The sequence below is a fragment of the Brucella pituitosa genome, assembly GCF_965577835.1.
Lineage (GTDB): Bacteria > Pseudomonadota > Alphaproteobacteria > Rhizobiales > Rhizobiaceae > Brucella > Brucella pituitosa.
The window spans coordinates 795,792-814,242 of sequence record NZ_OZ264092.1 but is presented as its reverse complement, the minus strand read 5'-3'; the positions used below and the strand labels follow the sequence as shown (position 1 = coordinate 814,242).

The window sequence follows — 18,451 nt, the reverse complement described above, 5'->3', positions numbered from 1 at the left end:
CGTATGATGCAGGACAATTCATCCAGAAATGGCGATCCGACCATATCGCTGCACCAGCGCATTCTGGATGATATCGAAACACGCATCATTTCCGGCGAATGGCAGCCGGGGCATCGCATCCCGTTTGAACATGAACTGACTGAGCACTATAATTGCTCACGTATGACCGTGAACAAGGCGCTGACGCAGCTGGCAAAGGCCGGTCTGATTGAGCGCAAGCGCCGTTCGGGCAGTTTCGTGTCTTTTCCGCAATCGCAGGCAGCGATCCTCGAAATCCACGATATTCGCGATGAAGTGGCAGCGCTTGGCGTTCCCTATCGCTATGAACTACTGACACGACGCGACCGTCTGAGTGGCCCAGCGGATGCCAAACATATCGATATGCCGCGCCATACGCCGTTAATCGAACTCGTCTGTCGACACTATGCAGGCAAGCGTGTGTTTGCGTTGGAAGAACGCTTCATCAGTCTCGATGCTGTGCCGAGTGCAGATACTACCAATTTTGCAGAGCAATCGCCTGGACCTTGGCTGGTTGCCTGCGTGCCATGGAGCAGTGCACAGCATTCGATTCGGGCAGTTGTGGCCACACAGGATAATGCTGCAACGCTCGGTGTCGCGGCTGGATCGCCCTGTCTTGTGGTCGAACGCCAGACATGGAATGCCGATCAACCGGTCACGCATGTGCGCTTCACCTATCCCGGTGACAGCCACGCGCTGGTGGCGAAGTTCACCCCTTCGCAGAGTTGATTTTTGCAATGTAACGTAACGTTATTACGCTTTTGGTTGCCTCGCGCTTAGTGGCCGCTAAAATGATAATGCGCAGAATCCTTTGCACGACATTCTAGATAATGCGATTCATAAAAAAGCCGCCGCAAGGGAAGAAGCGGCGGCCAAGTTGCGGCGTCTCTGGGTGGTGATCACGCCGCGCGTTTGAGAGCATCTCCGATCATGGAAACGATGGTGTCGATCTGTTCTTTTTCCACGATCAAAGGTGGCGAAAGAGCAATCACATCGCCAGTCACGCGGATCAGAAGGCCTTTCTTGAAGCAATCGGTAAACACGTCATAAGCGCGTGCGCCGACGGCGCCTTCGCGTGACGAAAGTTCGATTGCACCAACGAGGCCGAGGTTGCGGATGTCGATGACATTTGGTGCATCTTTGAGCGAATGAAGAGCATTCTGCCAATGCTCGGCCAGTTCAGCACCACGGGTCAGAAGCCCTTCTTCAGCGTAGATTTCAAGTGTTGCGAGACCGGCAGCGCAAGCGACCGGATGACCGGAATAGGTGTAGCCGTGGAAGAGCTCGATGGCGTTTTCCGGACCGGTCATCAGCGCGTCGTGCACTGCGCGGCTTGCAAAGACTGCACCCATCGGGATTGCGCCGTTGGTGAGGCCCTTGGCGGTTGTGACGAGGTCAGGTTTTACGCCGAAATAATCAACTGCGAATGGTGTTCCGAGACGACCGAAGCCGGTGATGACTTCGTCATAGATCACCAGAATGCCGTGCTTGTCAGCGGTTGCGCGGATGCGTTCGAGATAGCCCTTCGGCGGGAGAACGACACCGGCAGAACCGGACATTGGTTCGACTATGACGGCGGCAATCTTTTCTGCGCCGTGCAGCTGAACCAGACGTTCCAGATCATCAGCCAGTTCAATGCCGTGTGCTGGCAAGCCCTTGGAGAATGCATTGCGGCCAATATCAAGCGTATGACGCATATGGTCGGCAGGAATCTGCGGGAAAACGCGGCGGTTGTTGACGAGGCCACCGACAGAAATGCCGCCAAAGCCAACGCCGTGATAGCCTTTTTCACGGCCAATCACGAGGGTACGGGTGCCCTGACCGATTGCACGCTGATAAGCGATGGCGATCTTGAGCGCCGTATCGACCGATTCCGAACCGGAATTGGTGAAGAACACGCGGTCGAGTTTGGCATCCGGGCCGCCGGGCGCAATGGCTGCGAGCTTTTCTGCAAAGTCGAATGCAACATTGTGGCCCATCTGGAAGGTCGGCGCGAAGTCCATGGTCGAGATCTGGCGCTCAACAGCCTGTGTGATCTGTTTGCGGCCATGACCGGCATTACAGCACCAAAGACCAGCCGTGCCATCCAGAACCTGCTTGCCGTCGACATCGGTGTAATACATGCCCGAAGCGCTTGCGAGCAGGCGTGGAGCGGCCTTGAACTGGCGGTTCGCAGTGAACGGCATCCAGAAGTTATCAAGGCTTGGCGCGTTGGTGTTATTCAGCATTAGGACCTCCTATTTTGAGAACAGGAGGACACGCTTTGTCGAAGGCAACAAGTCCTTTTCTCTATAAATTTAACTCATTGAAATTACTTGGTTTAAAATTGTAGTTTGTGCTATATCGAACATCATAAACAGTAAGGGAACTGTCGATGAGCATCGATATTGGCGGCCGGCTTCGCTATGTGCGTATGCGGCAGAATCTGTCGCAGCGAGAGCTGGCAAAACGGGCTGGTGTGACCAACTCTACCATATCGCTGATCGAGGCCAACCAGTCCAATCCATCCGTTGGCGCATTAAAACGCATTCTTGACGGTATTCCTATTGGTATGGCCGAGTTTTTTGCGCTTGAGCCGGATGCGCCGCACAAGGTCTTCTATCAGGCGGACGAGCTGGTGGAGATAGGAAAGGGACCGATTTCCTATCGTCAGGTGGGCGATCATCTCTTTTCGCGCTCGTTGCAAATTCTCAAAGAGCGCTATGAGCCGGGTTCAGACACGGGCAAGGTTCTGCTCATGCATGAGGGCGAGGAGGGGGGCATCGTCATGTCTGGCCGCATTGAAGTGACGGTCGGAAGTGAGCGCCGGATCCTGGGGCCGGGGGATGCTTATTATTTCTCAAGCAAGCTGCCGCACCGTTTTCGCTGTGTCGGTCCGGTCGCCTGCGAAATTGTCAGCGCCTGTACCCCGCCAAGTTTCTAACCATTTGTTCTCACATATTATTTTAAGAAAATTTGGTTCCCGATTTTTCTGGAAATGCTCTATATCGGCACGACCCACGAGCGTTTGATCTGCTGCATTGGAATTTCGGATTTGATATTCCGAACGCCCTTTATCTTGCCGATATATTCCATCTGGAATTTTCTAAAGCCTTCAAGATCCGGTGTGATAACACGCAGCAGAAAGTCGCAATCGCCCGCCATCAGGTGGCATTCAACGATCTGTGGCAGCTTTTCAATTGCTTTGACGAAAGTCGTGACGGTTTCCTCATCCTGTCCCGTCAGCCATATGCGGACATAGACCGTAAACCCCATACCGAGCCTGGCTGCATCGACCAGTGCAACATAGCGTTCGATGAAGCCAGCATCTTCCAATTGCTTCACCCTGCGCAGACAAGGCGAAGGTGACAAGCCAACACGCTCGGCAAGCTCGGTGTTGTTAATCTTACCTTCCTGCTGGAGCACTCGGAGAATCGCACGGTCGATTGCGTCAATTGATATTGGCATTTTAATGCGCCTAGTTAACTATTGTTGGCATTATCCATCAATATACTGTGCATTAAGAGCGTAAAAGCAACAAAAATCTGTGTGGTTTGGCGTATTTTCCCGGTTCAGAATGAGCGACTTTGCCGCTCTTTCCAGAAGGAAATAATCGATGCGTAGTATGGATTTTGTCGAGGGACAGAGCGGAATCTCCCGGCAATCAGAGGCCTTGCGTGGCTTGCGGGAAGCCGTTCCTGTGTTTTTAAGTTTCGTTCCGTTTGCTTTGCTGCTCGGTGCGCAAGCAACCCAGAAGGGACTGAGCCCGGTTGAAGTGCCGATGATGACGGGCCTGAATTTTGGTGGTGGTTCCGAGTTTGCGGCCATTGGTTTGTGGACATCGCCGCCGCATATTCTGCTGATTGTTGCGATAACATTTCTGGTCAATAGCCGACATTTTCTGATGGGTGCAGCCCTTGCGCCTCTCATCAAGCATTTGCCGAAACGTAAGGCGTTTCTAACGCTGTTCTTCATGTGTGACGAGAGCTGGGCCATGGGGCTAGCCGATGCACGCAAGTCTGGTGGAAACTTCAGCATTCGTTATTATTTTGGCGCGGCCCTTGGCCTTTATGTGACGTGGATTTTCTTCACCACCGTCGGCGCACTCGTTGGCCCGGTATTGGGTGACGTCAAGCGCTTTGGCTTTGATATGGCGTTTCCTGCCGTCTTCATCGTGATCCTCGCCGGTATGTGGAAAGGGCCTGTTGCGGCACTTCCCTGGCTGGTCAGCCTCATTGTGGCAGGCATAACCTATCTCACTATTCCGGGCGCCTGGTATGTGCCAGCAGGTGTAATCGCTGGACTTATGGTTGCATGGCGGCAGGCGAAACCAGAATGATGATTGAACCTTCACACGCGATCACGATCCTGCTCATGGCTTCCGTGACCTATATGACGCGCATTGGCGGATATATTTTTCTACGCAATCGTACACTGAGCCCGCGGGCCCTGCTATTGCTGGAAAGTGCGCCGGGCTGTGTTCTGATCAGCGTTATTGCACCGGAGTTTTTCACCGGCAAGCCTGCTGATATGATTGCTCTCGCGCTGACGATTGCCGCTGCAACCCGGTTCCCCATGCTGGTAACTGTGGCCGTGGCCATCACTTCCGCTGGGTTGCTACGCCATCTCATCGGCTAGAAGCGAAGCGAAGCGGAGGGGTTTACTCCGCTTCCTCGACACCGTCGATTTATGCGTAACGCGCAATGCTGAGATCGTCTGCTTTGATATCTGGTGTGTTACCGGAGATGAGATCGGCCAGCAGCTTGCCCGACCCCGGACCCATGGTCCATCCAAGTGTGCCGTGGCCCGCATTGATAAACACATTGTCGAAGCGGGTCGCGCCGATGATCGGCGTTGAATCAGGCGTCATCGGGCGTAGGCCTGACCAGAAGGTTGCAGCCTTGAGATCACCGCCGGGGAACAGATCGCTCACCGAGAGATCGAGCGTTGCACGACGCGCTGCGGGCAGATCCTTGGTGAAACCTGAGACTTCGGCCATACCACCCACACGGATACGGTCGCCAAGGCGGGTGATAGCAATCTTGTAGCTTTCATCCAGCACGGTCGAGACTGGAGCCAGATCTTCATTGATGATTGGTGCGGTGATCGAATAGCCTTTGACCGGATAGATCGGCGCATTGAGGCCGAGCGACTTGACCAGAGCAGGTGTGTAGCTGCCGAGTGCGACGACATAGCGATCAGCCGTCAGAATGCCTTCCGAGGTTTCGACGCCGGAAACCTTGCCACCAGTCATCAACAGCGATTTGATGTCGACACCAAAGCGGAATTTTACGCCGAGTCCTTCGGCGATTTTTGCCAGTGCATTGGTGAATTTGAAGCAGTCGCCGGTTTCATCATGCGGCAGACGCAGGCCACCGACGAATTTATCTCTGGCGCGAGCAAGCGCAGGCTCAACGCGCACGCAATCTTCGCGGTCGAGAACTTCAAACGGCACGCCATCCTGACGCAGTACTTCAATATCTTTGCCAATACCGTCGAGCTGGTACTGCTCGCGGAACAGTTGCAAAGTGCCCTGCGTGCGCTGGTCATATTGAATGCCGGTTTCTTCGCGCAGGGCGACAAGGCAATCGCGGCTATATTCTGCCACCCGAACCATGCGGGTTTTATTGACCTTGTAGCGGCTCTCAGTGCAGTTCGCGAGCATCTGCAAGAGCCAGCTGTACTGCTTTGGATCGGACGTCAGGCGCAGAACCAGCGGCGCATGCTTCTGAAACAGCCATTTGGCGGCTTTCAGAGGCACACCGGGTGCAGCCCATGGCGATGCATAGCCAGGTGAAACTTGCCCTGCATTGGCGAAGCTTGTTTCCAGTGCAGGGCCTTCCTCGCGGTCAACCACAGTGACTTCATGGCCAAGCTTGGCCAGATAATACGCCGTGGTGACGCCGATAACGCCGCTGCCTAGGATGGTGATCTGCATGTTCGCCTCTTATAATTATGCTTGTTTGTCTGCCGCCAGACTATCCACGTAAACACGGGCATAGCGGTGGCCCAACGAAGTCAGGATTTCATAAGGAATGGTGTCGCAATCACGCGCCACATCTTCGAGCCGCTGATGCGGACCAATGAGTTCGACCAGACTGCCGAGCTTGAGTGTGCCTTCCGGCAGGGCTGTTACATCGAGCGTGATCGAATCCATTGAAACACGGCCGACAATCGGCAGACGCGTATCGCCGTAAAAGGCCGAGCCTTTGTTGCTCAAAGCGCGGAACCAGCCATCGGCATAACCGACTGCAATTGTTGCGACCCGCATTGGCTTGCTTGCAACGAATGTGCCGCCATAACCGACGGCCGCACCTTTATCGATGTCACGCACCTGAATGACGCGCGCGGATAGCTCCAGCACCGGCTTGATTGGGCTTTCAGTCCCTTCCGGACCGACGCCATAGAGAACAACGCCCGGACGTGCGAGATTGAAATGATAAGTATTGTCGAGGAAGCAACCACCGGAATTCGAAAAAGCCACCGGCATTTTTGGCAGACGTGCGAGCGCTGCATTCATGGCCGCAAGCTGGCGGGCATTGGCCGGATTTTTCGGTTCATCGCCGCTCGCCAGATGACTGATGACGAATTTTACATCGATATGGTCGAGCAGATGCTGGTTATCGACCAGTTGGTCGAGTTCTTTGGCTGACAGGCCAAGGCGTGACATGCCGGTATCGATCTGAAGCAGAGCGGGCAGCTTTTCATTCAGGCTTGTAGCAAGTGCCGACCAGTTTTCGATTTGTTCCAGCGAGTTGAGAACGGGCAGAATTTTTTCGCGTGCACAGGCAGCTTCCGTGCCGGGTTGCAGGCCGTTCAGCACGTAAAGTGTTGCATCAGGATTGAGAAAAGGGCGCAGAGAAATTGCTTCGCCAAGATGGGCGACGAAGAAATCGCGGCAGCCTGCTTCATAAAAAGCCGGTGCGACGCGGCTTGCACCCAAGCCATAGGAATCGGCTTTGACAACAGCGGCTGCGCGGGTCGGCGCAATGCGTTTTGCGATAGTTGAATAATTGTGGCGCAAAGCTGCCAGGTCGATGGTGAGCACGCCGCCTGCGGCGAGGTCACGTTCAGTTTGAGAAAAATGCATCGACATATCGGTCATTTCCGGCGCACTCGGTTTGTTCGTGGGAGTGACTGGACTCTAATCCGCTTCCTCCCAAAAGCACATTGCTCTGGTGGTGCGGATCACAATTCCTTGCCCCCAAAGCGTTAGACACAATGATAATCGAAGACTATTCGAATGTTTTTGCATTTTGTCGTAGATTATGCGAATTTTTGCATGATTTACGCACTTATTAGCTCATAATTCGAAGAATATTCATGGCGACACTGGATAGCATCGACCGCAATATCATCCGTTCCCTAAGGCGCGATGGCCGTATGACGAACAGTCAGCTTGCAGCGGAAGTCGGCCTTTCGCAGTCGGCCTGTCTGCGGCGTGTACAGATACTCGAAGAAAGCGGCGTTATTCGGGGGTATACAGCGATTGTCGGCTCATCCGGCGGGGATGAACGGCTGGTTGCGATCGTTCGCATCACGCTGGACCGACAGACGGAAGAATATCTCAACCGCTTTGAGGAAGCTGTGCGCAGGCACCCGGAAGTACAGGAGTGCTATCTGATGACCGGTGACGCGGACTATATTCTGCGGGTCGAGGCGGAGAATGCGGCTTCCTATGAAATTATTCATAAGGAAATTCTGTCGCGGCTGCCTGGCGTCGCGCGCATTCATTCGAGCTTTGCAATCCGCACCGTGCTTCTCTCAAAAGCACCGCCGCCACGCGCATAAAAAAGCCCGGCAGATGCCGGGCTTTTAGTTCATAGCAGGGCTGTTGCTTAGCGGAATTCGTAGCGAAGACCGGCACGAACAGTGTGGATGTTGAAACCGTTGTCTTTGGCTTGTGTTCCGGTTGCACCCGGACCTTCAGCGTTACCAAACGGGTTTGTGCTGCGATCTGCTGCATCGTAGCCATAGGCCTTGCCGCCATTGACCCGCAGATAGCGATAACCCAGGTCAAGCTTGAGCTGATCGGTCAGATCGTAGCTGACACCAGCCATCAGAGCCATGGCGAAGCGCCAGCTGTCGAGGCCATCCTTGTCACTGGTATAGGTGCATATCGAGCAGACTTCCTGAGTCTTCCACGTGTCGTACTTCACGTAAGCTGCACCCAATCCGGCGCCGAGATAAGGTGTCACCATACCCATTTTCGGCAGGTCGACATAGGCATTGGCCATTGCCGTCCAGACATTTGCCGTTGACGAGTCTTCATAATGGCAATTGTCTTCAACCGGGTTGAAGCCGAGCGAGGATTTTATATAGCTTGGGCAATCGGTCCTGCCCTTGATGCCAGCGCGGAAAAAGTCCAGCGTTGCGTCTGTGCGGAACATTTCATTGAAACGATAGCCGACACCCACGCCATAGGATGCACCGCCTTTGAGCTTGAAGTTGTCATAACGTAAGGTGTCGTCGATACCACGATACGGCGGATCAAACTGATTCCAGAAAGCCCAGTCGCCGTCTGTGTTCGACTTGAAATTATAGCCAATATCGCCTCGAATGTACCAGCCTGAGGCGAGAGGGACAGGTGCAACCGCGACCGGCTCTTCAAAAATAATGTCAGCTGCGTGCGCGCCATTTGCACCGATCAACATGCCACATGCCATGAGCGCAATCGCGGAAACATATTTCATCTACCCAACTCCAACCGAAAATGATCGCGGTTCCCGAACCGTTGGCTGAAGGTAGTAAATGAATATGCTTAAGCTATCGTTACTTCTTATTAGCGAGCACTAAACTTGCGGTAGTAATTTCGGGCAATAACGCCACGTTACAGGCAATGAAAAACCCGGCCTGAGCCGGGTTCTGCAATTCTTACTTGAAATCGACCGAGTGGATGATTGACTGGTCGATATCGTTAATATTGCGCTTGCCGCAAAGCGCCATGGTGATATCGAGTTCTTTGCGGATGATCTCCAGCGCCAGTGTCACGCCTTCCTTACCCATCGCACCAAGGCCGTAAAGGAATGGACGACCGATGAACACGCCCTGTGCACCAAGAGCACGGGCTTTCAGCACGTCCTGACCCGAACGGATGCCCCCATCCATATGCACTTCGATTTTGTCGCCAACAGCATCAACAATTGGCTTGAGCATCGAAATCGAAGAGACTGCACCATCAAGCTGACGGCCGCCATGGTTGGACACGATAATCGCATCGGCGCCGGATTTGGCTGCCATCCGGGCATCTTCTTCATCGAGAATGCCTTTGAGGATCAGCTTGCCGCCCCATTGTTCCTTGATCCACGCGACATCGTTCCAGTTGAGCTGAGGATCGAACTGTTCCGCTGTCCATGATGAGAGCGAAGAAAGGTCGGTTACATTTTTCGCGTGACCGGCAATGTTACGGAATGTGCGGCGCTGCGTACCCATCATACCCAGGCACCAGCCGGGACGGGTCGCCATTTGCCAGATATGCTTCGGTGTGAATTTTGGTGGGGCCGAAAGTCCGTTACGCAGATCCTTATGGCGCTGGCCCAGAATCTGAAGGTCAAGCGTGAGGACCAATGCCGAGCAACCCGCAGCTTTGGCGCGGCTGATCAGGTTTTTTACGAACTCACGGTCTTTCATCACGTAAAGCTGGAACCAGAATGGCTTCTTGGTCACTGATGCAACATCTTCAATGGAGCAGATGCTCATCGTCGAGAGCGTGAAGGGAACACCAAACGCCTCTGCGGCCTGGGCTGCGAGCATTTCACCGTCTGCATGCTGCATGCCGGTGAGCCCGGTCGGGGCGAGGGCAACTGGCATTGCGACCTTTTCGCCGATCATCGTTGTTTCAAGCGAACGATTGGTCATATCGACCAGCACGCGCTGACGCAATTTGATCTTGGCGAAGTCGGCTTCGTTTGCCCGATAAGTAGACTCAGTCCAAGCGCCGGAATCTGCATAATCGAAGAACATTTTCGGAACACGGCGTTGTGCAAGCCGTTTCAGATCGGCGATCTCAACGATGTTGGGCATTCTCCCACCCCTTGTGGTCAGTTTTCTTTACCAATCGCATGACGGATTGTGAGCCTGAAATCAAGTGCGAACCGATAGCGCAACTGCAATGTTTTGATTCAGTGGGCATCTCCCCGAAACCTGTTTCATGCTTTTGGGGGAGTGCTTTATTTAATTATTTGATTAATTCAACTATACTATAAACCGATTTCTATGGTTGGTATTTTCATATCATCAGGAGCGGGCAAAAGTATTTTTGCGACAGCGGTGGGCTAATTTTGGCGCATAGTGGACGCTGAAAGTGTGAAAAATATTGCATGGTTATGTAATGCTTGTTGAGCTTGAAAAGCTATGCAATTGAGGATGATAACATGAGCAAAGCTTCCGGAACCAAGTTCATCGGCAAGCGGTCAAGTGCCGCAGGCGGATGGGGCGCATTGAAGAGCTGCGGCAAGCAATTGCTGGCCAGCGGCGCACCGCTCACTGGTGCACGTGCTCTTCTCAAGGCTAACCAGCCCGACGGTTTTGATTGTCCCGGTTGCGCATGGGGTGACCCGGAGCATGGCTCATCGTTCGAGTTCTGCGAGAACGGTGTGAAGGCGGTGGCTTGGGAGGCAACCGAGCGACGCACAACGCCGAAGTTCTTCACGGAGCACACGGTTTCTGAACTACAGTCCTGGACCGATTATGCGCTGGAAAATACCGGGCGGCTAACGCATCCGATGCGTTACAACGCGTCAACCGACAAATATGAAGCGGTTGAGTGGGATGAAGCTTTTGGCGCTATTGGCGACATATTGAAGAGCTTCGATACGCCGGATCGTGTGGAGTTTTATACCTCGGGCCGCGCATCTAATGAAGCGGCATTTCTCTATCAGCTTTTCGTGCGCGCTTATGGCACGAACAATTTCCCTGACTGTTCGAACATGTGCCATGAGGCCAGCGGTGTGGCGCTCAAACAATCGGTAGGGGTTGGCAAGGGAACTGTTCTGCTTGAGGATTTCGAGCAGGCTGACGCGATTTTCGTCGTGGGGCAAAATCCTGGCACCAATCATCCCCGCATGTTGGGTGATTTACGTCGCGCTGCGGAACGCGGTGCCCAAATTGTTGTTTTCAACCCGGTCCGCGAACGCGGACTTGAGCGCTTCGCGGATCCTCAGAACAAGCTCGAAATGATGCATGGCGGCAGTGAAGCTATCGCCAGCGATTATTATCAACCACGTCTGGGAGGCGACCTTGCCGCGTTCCGTGGCATGGCCAAAGCGGTGTTCGCCGCTGATGATGCAGCTCTTGCTGCCGGAGAGCCGTCTGTACTCGATAGAGCATTTCTGGCCGAACACACGGCAGAATTTGAAGCCTATCGGGCTGCAGTCGATGCAACTTCATGGGACGAAATTGAAGATCAGTCCGGGCTGTTGCGTCAGTCGCTGGAACATGCTGCGCGTATTTACATGAAGGCGGGCCGCGTTATCTGCACGTGGGCGATGGGCATAACGCAACATCGCCATTCGGTGATCACGATTCGCGAGATAACCAATTTCATGCTGCTGCGCGGCAATATTGGAAAGCCCGGCGCGGGGCTGTGTCCTGTCCGCGGTCATTCCAATGTGCAGGGCGATCGCACGGTCGGGATCAACGAACGTCCGTCAGCTGCGTTTCTTGACGCGCTGGAAAAGGAATTCGCTTTCAAAGCGCCGCGCGAGCCGGGCCATAATGTGCTTGGTGCAATTGGAGCCATGCTTGACGGATCGGCAAAAGCCTTCATCGGTCTGGGCGGCAATTTCGCCCGTGCGACGCCCGACAGTCCGATGATTATCAAGGCACTTTCCAGCCAGAGACTGACCGTTCACATCGCAACGAAACTCAACCATTCGCATCTTTTGCCGGGGCAGGATTCGTTCATTCTGCCATGTCTGGGGCGCACCGAGATTGATTTGAATTCCAAAGGCGTGGCGCAGATTATAACGGTCGAAGATTCCATGAGCATGGTTCATGGATCAGGCGGTATCAACCATCCGGCTTCGGCGCTGCTCCGCTCGGAAGTTGCGATTATAGCTGGCATGGCAAATGCAACATTGGGTGCAAAGCCTGTCGATTGGTTGGAATTGGCGGATGACTATGACCTCATCCGGGATCATATTTCGCGGGTCCTGCCCGATTTCTATGACTTTAATGTACGTGTCCGCGTGCCGCGTGGTTTCCACTTGCGTAATACCGCGCGCGAACTGGAATGGGTAACGCCAAACGGTAAAGCAACCTTCTGGAGCGGGGCAATGCCAGAGGCCGTCGAGCATCAACAGGCACGCGGAAAGCCGGGCCACTATGTCTTGCAGACCTTCCGCAGTCATGATCAGTACAACACGACGATCTATGGTATGGATGACCGTTATCGTGGTGTTTATGGCGAGCGGCAGGTGGTTTTCATGAACCCTGCCGATATGTCAGACATTGGTGTTGAAGCAGGTGATCGAGCCGATGTTGTCGGTGATTTTGCAGACGGTGTTGAGCGTGTTGCGCGTGATTTCCGCTTTGTTCCCTATGATATTCCGCGTGGTTGTATTGCCGGTTATTACCCGGAAATGAATGTGTTGGTGCCGCTTGGTAGTGCCGGTGATGAGAGCTACACCCCAACCTCAAAATCGGTGATTGTTTCATTCCGCCCGGTTCAGGCGGTCAACGCCTGATGGAAGAAGCCGAGTATATGGCATTGGTGGATGCGCTTGAGGCAGCATCGGGTAAGATCTCGCGGCTTGGTGCCGGTATTATTGCTGCGCTTGCGCTCGATATAGCATCGGACAGCCGCAGTTTTTCACGAATACTGGGTATTGCTCACGCTCTTGTGTTGCGGGAGGTTGTAGTTCTTAGTGCTGAGGGGGGCTATATCCGCATCCGACAGCGAGATGAACGGACGCAACGCACACGTTATGAGCTGAGTGCAACAGGTAATCGGCTTGTTGAAGAAATGCGGCTATAAATTATTCTGATTTGTTATTTAGATTTCAGCGTTTTCCCAAAGTCTGTTTTGAGAGCGCGTTTTATATGTGAGCATGACGATTAATGATGTTTTTAAAGCATGCTTTTCGCGGCATTATTTTGGTTGCATTGTGCTCTCCAGGAAAAGAGCGAGAATCGTATAGATGGCCACAAAATTTTATCCTCTTGTGAACGTGCTACATAGTGCGCTTCAAGCGATTATCGGCGTTCTCGTTGTAACGACAGCGGTTCTGACTTCAGCGTTCTATGCACATGCTGAAACCAGCGGCGTCGTTGCTGTTGCCGTGACAGAAAGCAAGTTGATCGACTATCAGCCAAAGCTCACGCTATCGGGTGCGATTGCGGCCAGATCACTTGTCAATGTATCATTCCGTGTCAATGGGCAGGTTGTGGAACGTATGGTTGAAATCGGCCAGCACGTTGAAAAAGGTGCAATCCTTGCACGGATCGACAATGCCGAGCAGCAGTCCAATATGCGCGTTGCGCTGGCGTCCACAGATGCTGCACAGGCTCAGCTTGTGCAGGCTGAGGCCAGCTTCAAACGCCAGCAAGCCTTGCTTGCGCAAGGATTTACGACGCGGTCTCAATACGATCAGTCCGAGCAAGTCTACCGTACGGCGCAAAGCACGCTCATGAATGCTGAAAGCCAGCTTGGCAATGCGCGTGACGAGCTTTCCTATACTGAACTCCATGCCCCGGTTTCTGGTGTGCTCACAGCTCGCAATATTGAAACCGGGCAGGTGGTGCAGGCTGCGCAAACGGCGTTTTCGATTGCCGAAGACGGTCCCCGTGACGCGATCTTCGACGTTCAGGAAACACTCGTCAATTATGCCAAGATTGGCATGGACGTTACTCTGGCTTTGTTGTCGGACGATAAGGTTCAGGCGGAAGGTAAAATAAGGGAAATTTCGCCGGTGGTTGATGCACAGACCGGTACTGTGCGGGTGAAGGTTGGTATCGCCAATACGCCTGAACAGATGGCGCTCGGCGCGACGGTGACAGGCACCGTCCATATGGACAATCAGAAAGTTGTCATCCTGCCTTGGAGTGCCATGACGTCCGATTCAGGCCGTACAGCTGTCTGGCGCGTGGCGAAGGACACACAAGTCGCAACCCTCGTGCCGGTCAAAGTGCTCGCCTATGAAAAAGAACGAGTGATCGTTGCTTCCGGTTTGGGTGTTGGAGAACTGATCGTCACCAAAGGCGCGCAAATGCTTCGTTCAGGTGCTCAAACAGAGATTGTTACGGGTCTTGAAGGAGCGGGCGCACAATGAAGCCGACCATGAAGCTCTTAAGCTGCCTTGCTATTGCTGGTTCGCTTGTAACACTTACGGCATGTGGCAAGGATGATGACAAATCATCTGAAGCGGAGCCAATTCGCCCTGTGCTTTACACGATTGTAACGCCTAAGCCCGCCATTCAAACCAGTTTCGCCGGTACGATCGAACCGCGATATTCAACGGATCTTGCCTTCCGCGTTCTTGGTCGCATCATAGCGCGTCCGGTTAACGTGGGCGATCTCGTCAAGAAAGACGAAATGGTAGCGATGCTCGATCCTTCCACGCTTGATCTTTCGGTGCAGTCCGCAAAGGCTGACCTTTCAAGTGCTGGAGCGCAATATGCCAACGCAGCTGCCAGTGAGGAGCGTCTGCATATCTTGCTTGAAGGCAACAACATCTCACAAGCTGATTATGATGCTGCAAAGCAGGCGCGTGACAGTGCTCAGGCCGGACTTGAAAAGGCACAGGCTGGTTTGCGTAAAGCTGAAGATCAGCGCGGCTATGCTGTTTTGAGCCCGGATTTCGATGGCGTCATTTCAGCAACCAATGCTGAAGTTGGTCAGGTCGTGGCCGCAGGGCAGGCGGTGATGACGGTCGCAAGGCCAGACATTCGTGAAGCTGTTCTCGATATCCCCGACAGCATGACGGAATATTTCGTGGCGGGAACGCCATTTTATGTGCAGCTGCAAGCTGATCCTGCGGTGACTGGAAATGGCACTGTGCGCGAGGTCGCGCCCCAGGCAGATGCTCAAACCCGTACACGTCGGGTTCGGATTGCACTTGAGAACCCGCCGGAAGGGTTCCGCCTTGGCGCGACCATCAGGGCGGGGCTTGCAAGAGCGGAGAAAGACCACGTGATTTTGCCGATACAGGCCTTGCTTGAAAAAGACGGCAAAACTGAAATCTGGGTCATTGATCCAAAAACACAGACCGTAAGCCTCCAGGACATTCAGGTTGTCGAACGTCGCAGTGAGAATTTTGTTGCCGATAACGTTGAAGTCGGCAGCTATGTGGCGATTGCCGGAGTGAACGAACTCAAGCAAGGGCAAAAAGTCCGTCTGGATGCGAAGGGAAGCAGCCTATGAAAAAAGGTTTCAATCTTTCTGATTGGGCTTTGAACCACCGGTCGCTCGTCTGGTATTTCATGCTTGTCTTTCTGGTCGCAGGGTTTGTCTCCTATCTCGATCTCGGCCGTGCGGAAGATCCGGAATTCACCGTGAAGACGATGGTGGTGCAGGCCAACTGGCCGGGCGCATCCATCGACGAAACAATGAATCAGGTTACAGATCGTATCGAGAAGAAACTCGAAGAACTCGACACACTCGACTATACGCGCAGTGTCACTACAGCAGGTAAGTCGGTCGTATTTGTTTTTTTGAAGGATACGGTTCGCAAGGAACAGGTCACAAAGGCCTGGTCCGAAGTGCGTCATATGCTTGATGATATCAAGCCGAACATGCCGGAAGGCGTCTACGGTCCTTATTACAATGACAAGTTTGGCGATGTTTTTGGGAATATCTTTGCCTTCACCGCAGATGGGCTGTCGATGCGACAGCTGCGCGATTATGCGGAAGATGTACGCACGAAAATTCTGACCATCCCCAATGCTGGTAAGGTTGAACTGATCGGTGCGCAGGACGAGGCAATCTATCTCGAGTTCTCGACCCGGCAGGTGGCAGCCCTTGGTCTCGACCAGCAGGCTATTCTGAAGGCGTTGCAGGACCAGAACGCCATCACGCCATCAGGTGTTGTGCAGGCGGGACCTGAACGCATCAGCGTTCGCGTAAGCGGTCAGTTTGACTCGGAAGCTGATCTTCGTGCGGTCAACCTTCGGGTGAATGATCGCTTCTTCCGCCTGTCGGATGTCGCAACAATCACGCGCGGTTATGTCGATCCACCATCATCGATTTTTCGGGTCAATGGCCATGATGCGATTGGTCTTGGCATCGGCATGAAGCCTAACGGCAATCTGCTTGAGTTTGGCGAGAAGCTGGACACACTGATGCAGCAGGTGAAGGCCGAACTGCCGGTCGGCGTTAATGTATTTAAAGTGGCCGATCAGCCAGAAGTGGTTCAGGACGCGGTCTCAGGCTTCACAAAGGCACTCTTTGAAGCGGTTGTGATCGTTCTGGCAGTGAGCTTCATCAGTCTTGGTTTGCGCGCAGGCTTCGTGGTGTCGTTGTCGATCCCGCTGGTGCTGGCAATCACCTTCCTCGCCATGTCGCTCATGGATATTTCGCTGCAACGTGTGTCTCTCGGTGCACTGATTATTTCGCTTGGGCTTCTGGTCGATGATGCAATGATCGCGGTTGAAATGATGGTTGCCCGGCTCGAGCAAGGGGACCCCATCAACAAGGCTGCGACCTATGTCTATTCGCACACCGCCTTTCCGATGTTGACGGGTACGCTTGTCACGATTGCGGGCTTCATTCCGATTGGACTGAACTCGAGTCAGGCCGGCGAATATACATTCACGCTTTTTGTGGTGATTGCTGTTTCGCTGATTGTTTCGTGGATCGTGGCCGTGTTGTTTGCACCACTCCTCGGCGTGACGGTGCTTCCTAAGAAAATGAAGCATCATGAGGAAAAGCGCAGTCGCTTTTTCCAGGCCTTTTCGAGAACACTGCTTCTTGCGATGCGGCACAAATGGATTACGATTGTCACGACGATCGCTCTGTTTGTGGTCTCGGTTTTCGGTATGGGCTTGATTGAACGACAGTTCTTCCCTCAGTCCGATCGTCCGGAACTGGTGATCGACTGGACTCTGCCGCAAAACAGTTCCATCGCCGATACGAAGGCGCAGATGGAGCGCTTTGAACAGACGATGCTCAAGGATAATCCAGATATCGAGCACTGGAGCACCTATGTCGGCCAGAGCGCGATCCGTTTTATTCTGTCTTTTGATGTGCAGCCAGCCAATCCGTATTTCGGACAGATGGTGGTGGTGGCCAAGGATGTGGAAGCGCGTGATCGCCTGAAAGCCAAATTCGATGATGTCTTCCGCAAGGATTATGTCGGTACGGACGTTTACGTGAAATTCCTCGAACTTGGACCGCCGGTCGGACGCCCGGTCCAGTACCGCATTTCAGGCCCGGATATTCAGAAGCTGCGCGGTATTGCGCAGGATTTTGCAGGCATCATGAGTGCGGATAAGCGGCTCGGTGTTGTCAACTACAACTGGAATGAACCGGGGCGTGTTATCCGTGTGGATGTGATGCAGGACAAGGCGCGCAAGCTTGGCATTTCATCGAAGGATATTGCGACAACACTGAATGGCGTGGTCGGCGGCATCAATATCACGCAGGTTCGGGATTCGATCTATCTGATCGATGTGATCGTGCGGGCACAGAAGCATGAGCGCGATTCCATTAACACGCTGCAGAGCCTGCAGATCGCAACCGGCAACGGCAGTTCTGTACCGCTCGCAGCCATCGCCAATTTCCGCTATGAGCTTGAACAGCCGGTTATTTATCGCCGCTCACGCATTCCAACCATAACTGTTGCTGCCGGTATCGTTGATAAAACGATGCCCGATACGATAGTCAAGGAGCTTGAACCTGCGGTGAAGGCATTTGTCGATAAGCTTCCGGCGGGTTATTCGGTTGCGACAGCTGGTACGGTTGAAGAAAGCGGCAAGAGCCAGGGACCGATTGCAGCTGTCGTGCCGCTGATGCTGTTCGTGATGGCAACCGTTCTGATGTTGCAATTGCAGAGTTTCCAGCGCCTGTTCCTCGTGGTTGCCGTGGCACCTTTGGGGCTGATCGGTGTGGTTGCGGCACTGCTTCCGAGTGGTAAACCGCTCGGCTTCGTGGCTATTCTCGGTGTGCTGGCGCTGATCGGTATTCTCATCCGAAACTCGGTCATTCTGATTGTGCAGGTCGAAGAGCATATTACCGAAGGAATGCATCCGTGGGATGCGGTTGTTCAGGCAAGTCAGCACCGTATGCGGCCGATTGCATTGACGGCAGCGGCTGCAAGTCTGGCGCTGATCCCGATTGCGCGCGAAGTGTTCTGGGGGCCGATGGCCTATGCCATGATGGGCGGTATCATTGCCGGTACGGGCATCACCTTGCTTTTCCTTCCAGCACTTTACGTGGCCTGGTTCCGCATCAAGGAACCTGATGCTGAAAAGAGTGAAACAGCGGTGGAGCCACAGCCACAACATTGATAAGAAGAAG

At 53.6% G+C, this 18,451-nt stretch carries 16 protein-coding genes; 10 read left to right on the top strand and 6 right to left on the bottom strand.

Going from position 1 to position 18,451, the window contains the following annotated elements:
- Positions 1 to 6 precede the first annotated feature (6 nt).
- A complete protein-coding gene (hutC, locus tag ACSME1_RS03910; RefSeq protein ID WP_105534567.1) occupies positions 7 to 747 on the top strand; it encodes a histidine utilization repressor in 741 nt (246 codons plus the stop codon).
- 170 nt (positions 748 to 917) lie between these two features.
- Here hutC and ACSME1_RS03905 read toward each other — a convergent pair whose 3' ends face one another.
- Positions 918 to 2,246: an aspartate aminotransferase family protein gene (locus ACSME1_RS03905; protein ID WP_024899333.1), complete on the bottom strand. Its 1,329-nt coding sequence runs from the start codon at positions 2,244 to 2,246 to the stop codon at positions 918 to 920.
- Positions 2,247 to 2,392: 146 nt separating this feature from the next.
- Between ACSME1_RS03905 and ACSME1_RS03900 the strand changes: the two genes are divergently transcribed.
- On the top strand, positions 2,393 to 2,941 hold the full coding sequence (locus ACSME1_RS03900) for a cupin domain-containing protein (protein WP_024899334.1): 549 nt from the start codon (positions 2,393 to 2,395) through the stop codon (positions 2,939 to 2,941).
- 59 nt (positions 2,942 to 3,000) lie between these two features.
- Here the strand turns inward: ACSME1_RS03900 and ACSME1_RS03895 are convergent, their stop codons facing one another.
- On the bottom strand, positions 3,001 to 3,465 hold the full coding sequence (locus tag ACSME1_RS03895; protein WP_024899335.1) for an Lrp/AsnC family transcriptional regulator: 465 nt from the start codon (positions 3,463 to 3,465) through the stop codon (positions 3,001 to 3,003).
- Positions 3,466 to 3,622: 157 nt separating this feature from the next.
- On the opposite strand from ACSME1_RS03895, the gene ACSME1_RS03890 reads away from it, so the two are divergent.
- Both ACSME1_RS03890 and ACSME1_RS03885 read left to right on the top strand, forming a co-directional pair.
- A complete protein-coding gene (locus ACSME1_RS03890) occupies positions 3,623 to 4,336 on the top strand; it encodes an AzlC family ABC transporter permease (RefSeq protein ID WP_024899336.1) in 714 nt (237 codons plus the stop codon).
- A complete protein-coding gene (locus ACSME1_RS03885; protein WP_024899337.1) occupies positions 4,336 to 4,635 on the top strand; it encodes an AzlD family protein in 300 nt (99 codons plus the stop codon). The genes ACSME1_RS03890 and ACSME1_RS03885 overlap by 1 nt, the downstream gene beginning before the upstream one ends.
- 49 nt (positions 4,636 to 4,684) lie before the next feature.
- Here the strand turns inward: ACSME1_RS03885 and ACSME1_RS03880 are convergent, their stop codons facing one another.
- Together ACSME1_RS03880 and alr are read right to left on the bottom strand one after the other, a co-directional pair.
- Complete coding sequence (locus ACSME1_RS03880) at positions 4,685 to 5,935, bottom strand: D-amino acid dehydrogenase (protein WP_024899338.1); 1,251 nt, start codon at positions 5,933 to 5,935, stop codon at positions 4,685 to 4,687.
- A gap of 15 nt (positions 5,936 to 5,950) precedes the next feature.
- A complete protein-coding gene (gene alr / locus ACSME1_RS03875; RefSeq protein WP_024899339.1) occupies positions 5,951 to 7,102 on the bottom strand; it encodes an alanine racemase in 1,152 nt (383 codons plus the stop codon).
- A 218-nt stretch (positions 7,103 to 7,320) separates the two neighbouring features.
- On the opposite strand from alr, the gene ACSME1_RS03870 reads away from it, so the two are divergent.
- The gene (locus ACSME1_RS03870) at positions 7,321 to 7,788 is read left to right on the top strand and encodes an Lrp/AsnC family transcriptional regulator (protein ID WP_024899340.1); all 468 of its coding nucleotides are present in this window, start codon (positions 7,321 to 7,323) and stop codon (positions 7,786 to 7,788) included.
- A gap of 47 nt (positions 7,789 to 7,835) precedes the next feature.
- Here the strand turns inward: ACSME1_RS03870 and ACSME1_RS03865 are convergent, their stop codons facing one another.
- Both ACSME1_RS03865 and ACSME1_RS03860 read right to left on the bottom strand, forming a co-directional pair.
- Positions 7,836 to 8,690 carry an outer membrane protein gene (locus ACSME1_RS03865; protein ID WP_024899341.1) on the bottom strand — a complete coding sequence of 285 codons (855 nt, stop codon included), beginning with the start codon at positions 8,688 to 8,690 and terminating at the stop codon, positions 7,836 to 7,838.
- Positions 8,691 to 8,871: 181 nt separating this feature from the next.
- On the bottom strand, positions 8,872 to 10,020 hold the full coding sequence (locus tag ACSME1_RS03860; RefSeq protein ID WP_024899342.1) for an alpha-hydroxy acid oxidase: 1,149 nt from the start codon (positions 10,018 to 10,020) through the stop codon (positions 8,872 to 8,874).
- A gap of 350 nt (positions 10,021 to 10,370) precedes the next feature.
- Here ACSME1_RS03860 and ACSME1_RS03855 point away from each other — a divergent pair, with 350 nt between their 5' ends.
- The 5 genes from ACSME1_RS03855 to ACSME1_RS03835 all read left to right on the top strand — a co-directional run bounded on the left by ACSME1_RS03855 (position 10,371) and on the right by ACSME1_RS03835 (position 18,441).
- On the top strand, positions 10,371 to 12,683 hold the full coding sequence (locus ACSME1_RS03855; RefSeq protein ID WP_024899343.1) for an FdhF/YdeP family oxidoreductase: 2,313 nt from the start codon (positions 10,371 to 10,373) through the stop codon (positions 12,681 to 12,683).
- Positions 12,683 to 12,973 (top strand): hypothetical protein, encoded by a 291-nt coding sequence (locus tag ACSME1_RS03850; protein WP_424576417.1) that lies wholly within the window; start codon positions 12,683 to 12,685, stop codon positions 12,971 to 12,973. Before ACSME1_RS03855 ends, ACSME1_RS03850 begins: the two co-directional genes overlap by 1 nt.
- A gap of 163 nt (positions 12,974 to 13,136) precedes the next feature.
- Entirely contained in the window at positions 13,137 to 14,267 is a 1,131-nt protein-coding gene (locus ACSME1_RS03845) for an efflux RND transporter periplasmic adaptor subunit (RefSeq protein ID WP_105705686.1), read from the top strand.
- Entirely contained in the window at positions 14,264 to 15,358 is a 1,095-nt protein-coding gene (locus tag ACSME1_RS03840) for an efflux RND transporter periplasmic adaptor subunit (RefSeq protein ID WP_024899346.1), read from the top strand. The genes ACSME1_RS03845 and ACSME1_RS03840 overlap by 4 nt, the downstream gene beginning before the upstream one ends.
- Complete coding sequence (locus ACSME1_RS03835) at positions 15,355 to 18,441, top strand: efflux RND transporter permease subunit (protein WP_024899347.1); 3,087 nt, start codon at positions 15,355 to 15,357, stop codon at positions 18,439 to 18,441. Before ACSME1_RS03840 ends, ACSME1_RS03835 begins: the two co-directional genes overlap by 4 nt.
- Positions 18,442 to 18,451 lie beyond the last annotated feature (10 nt).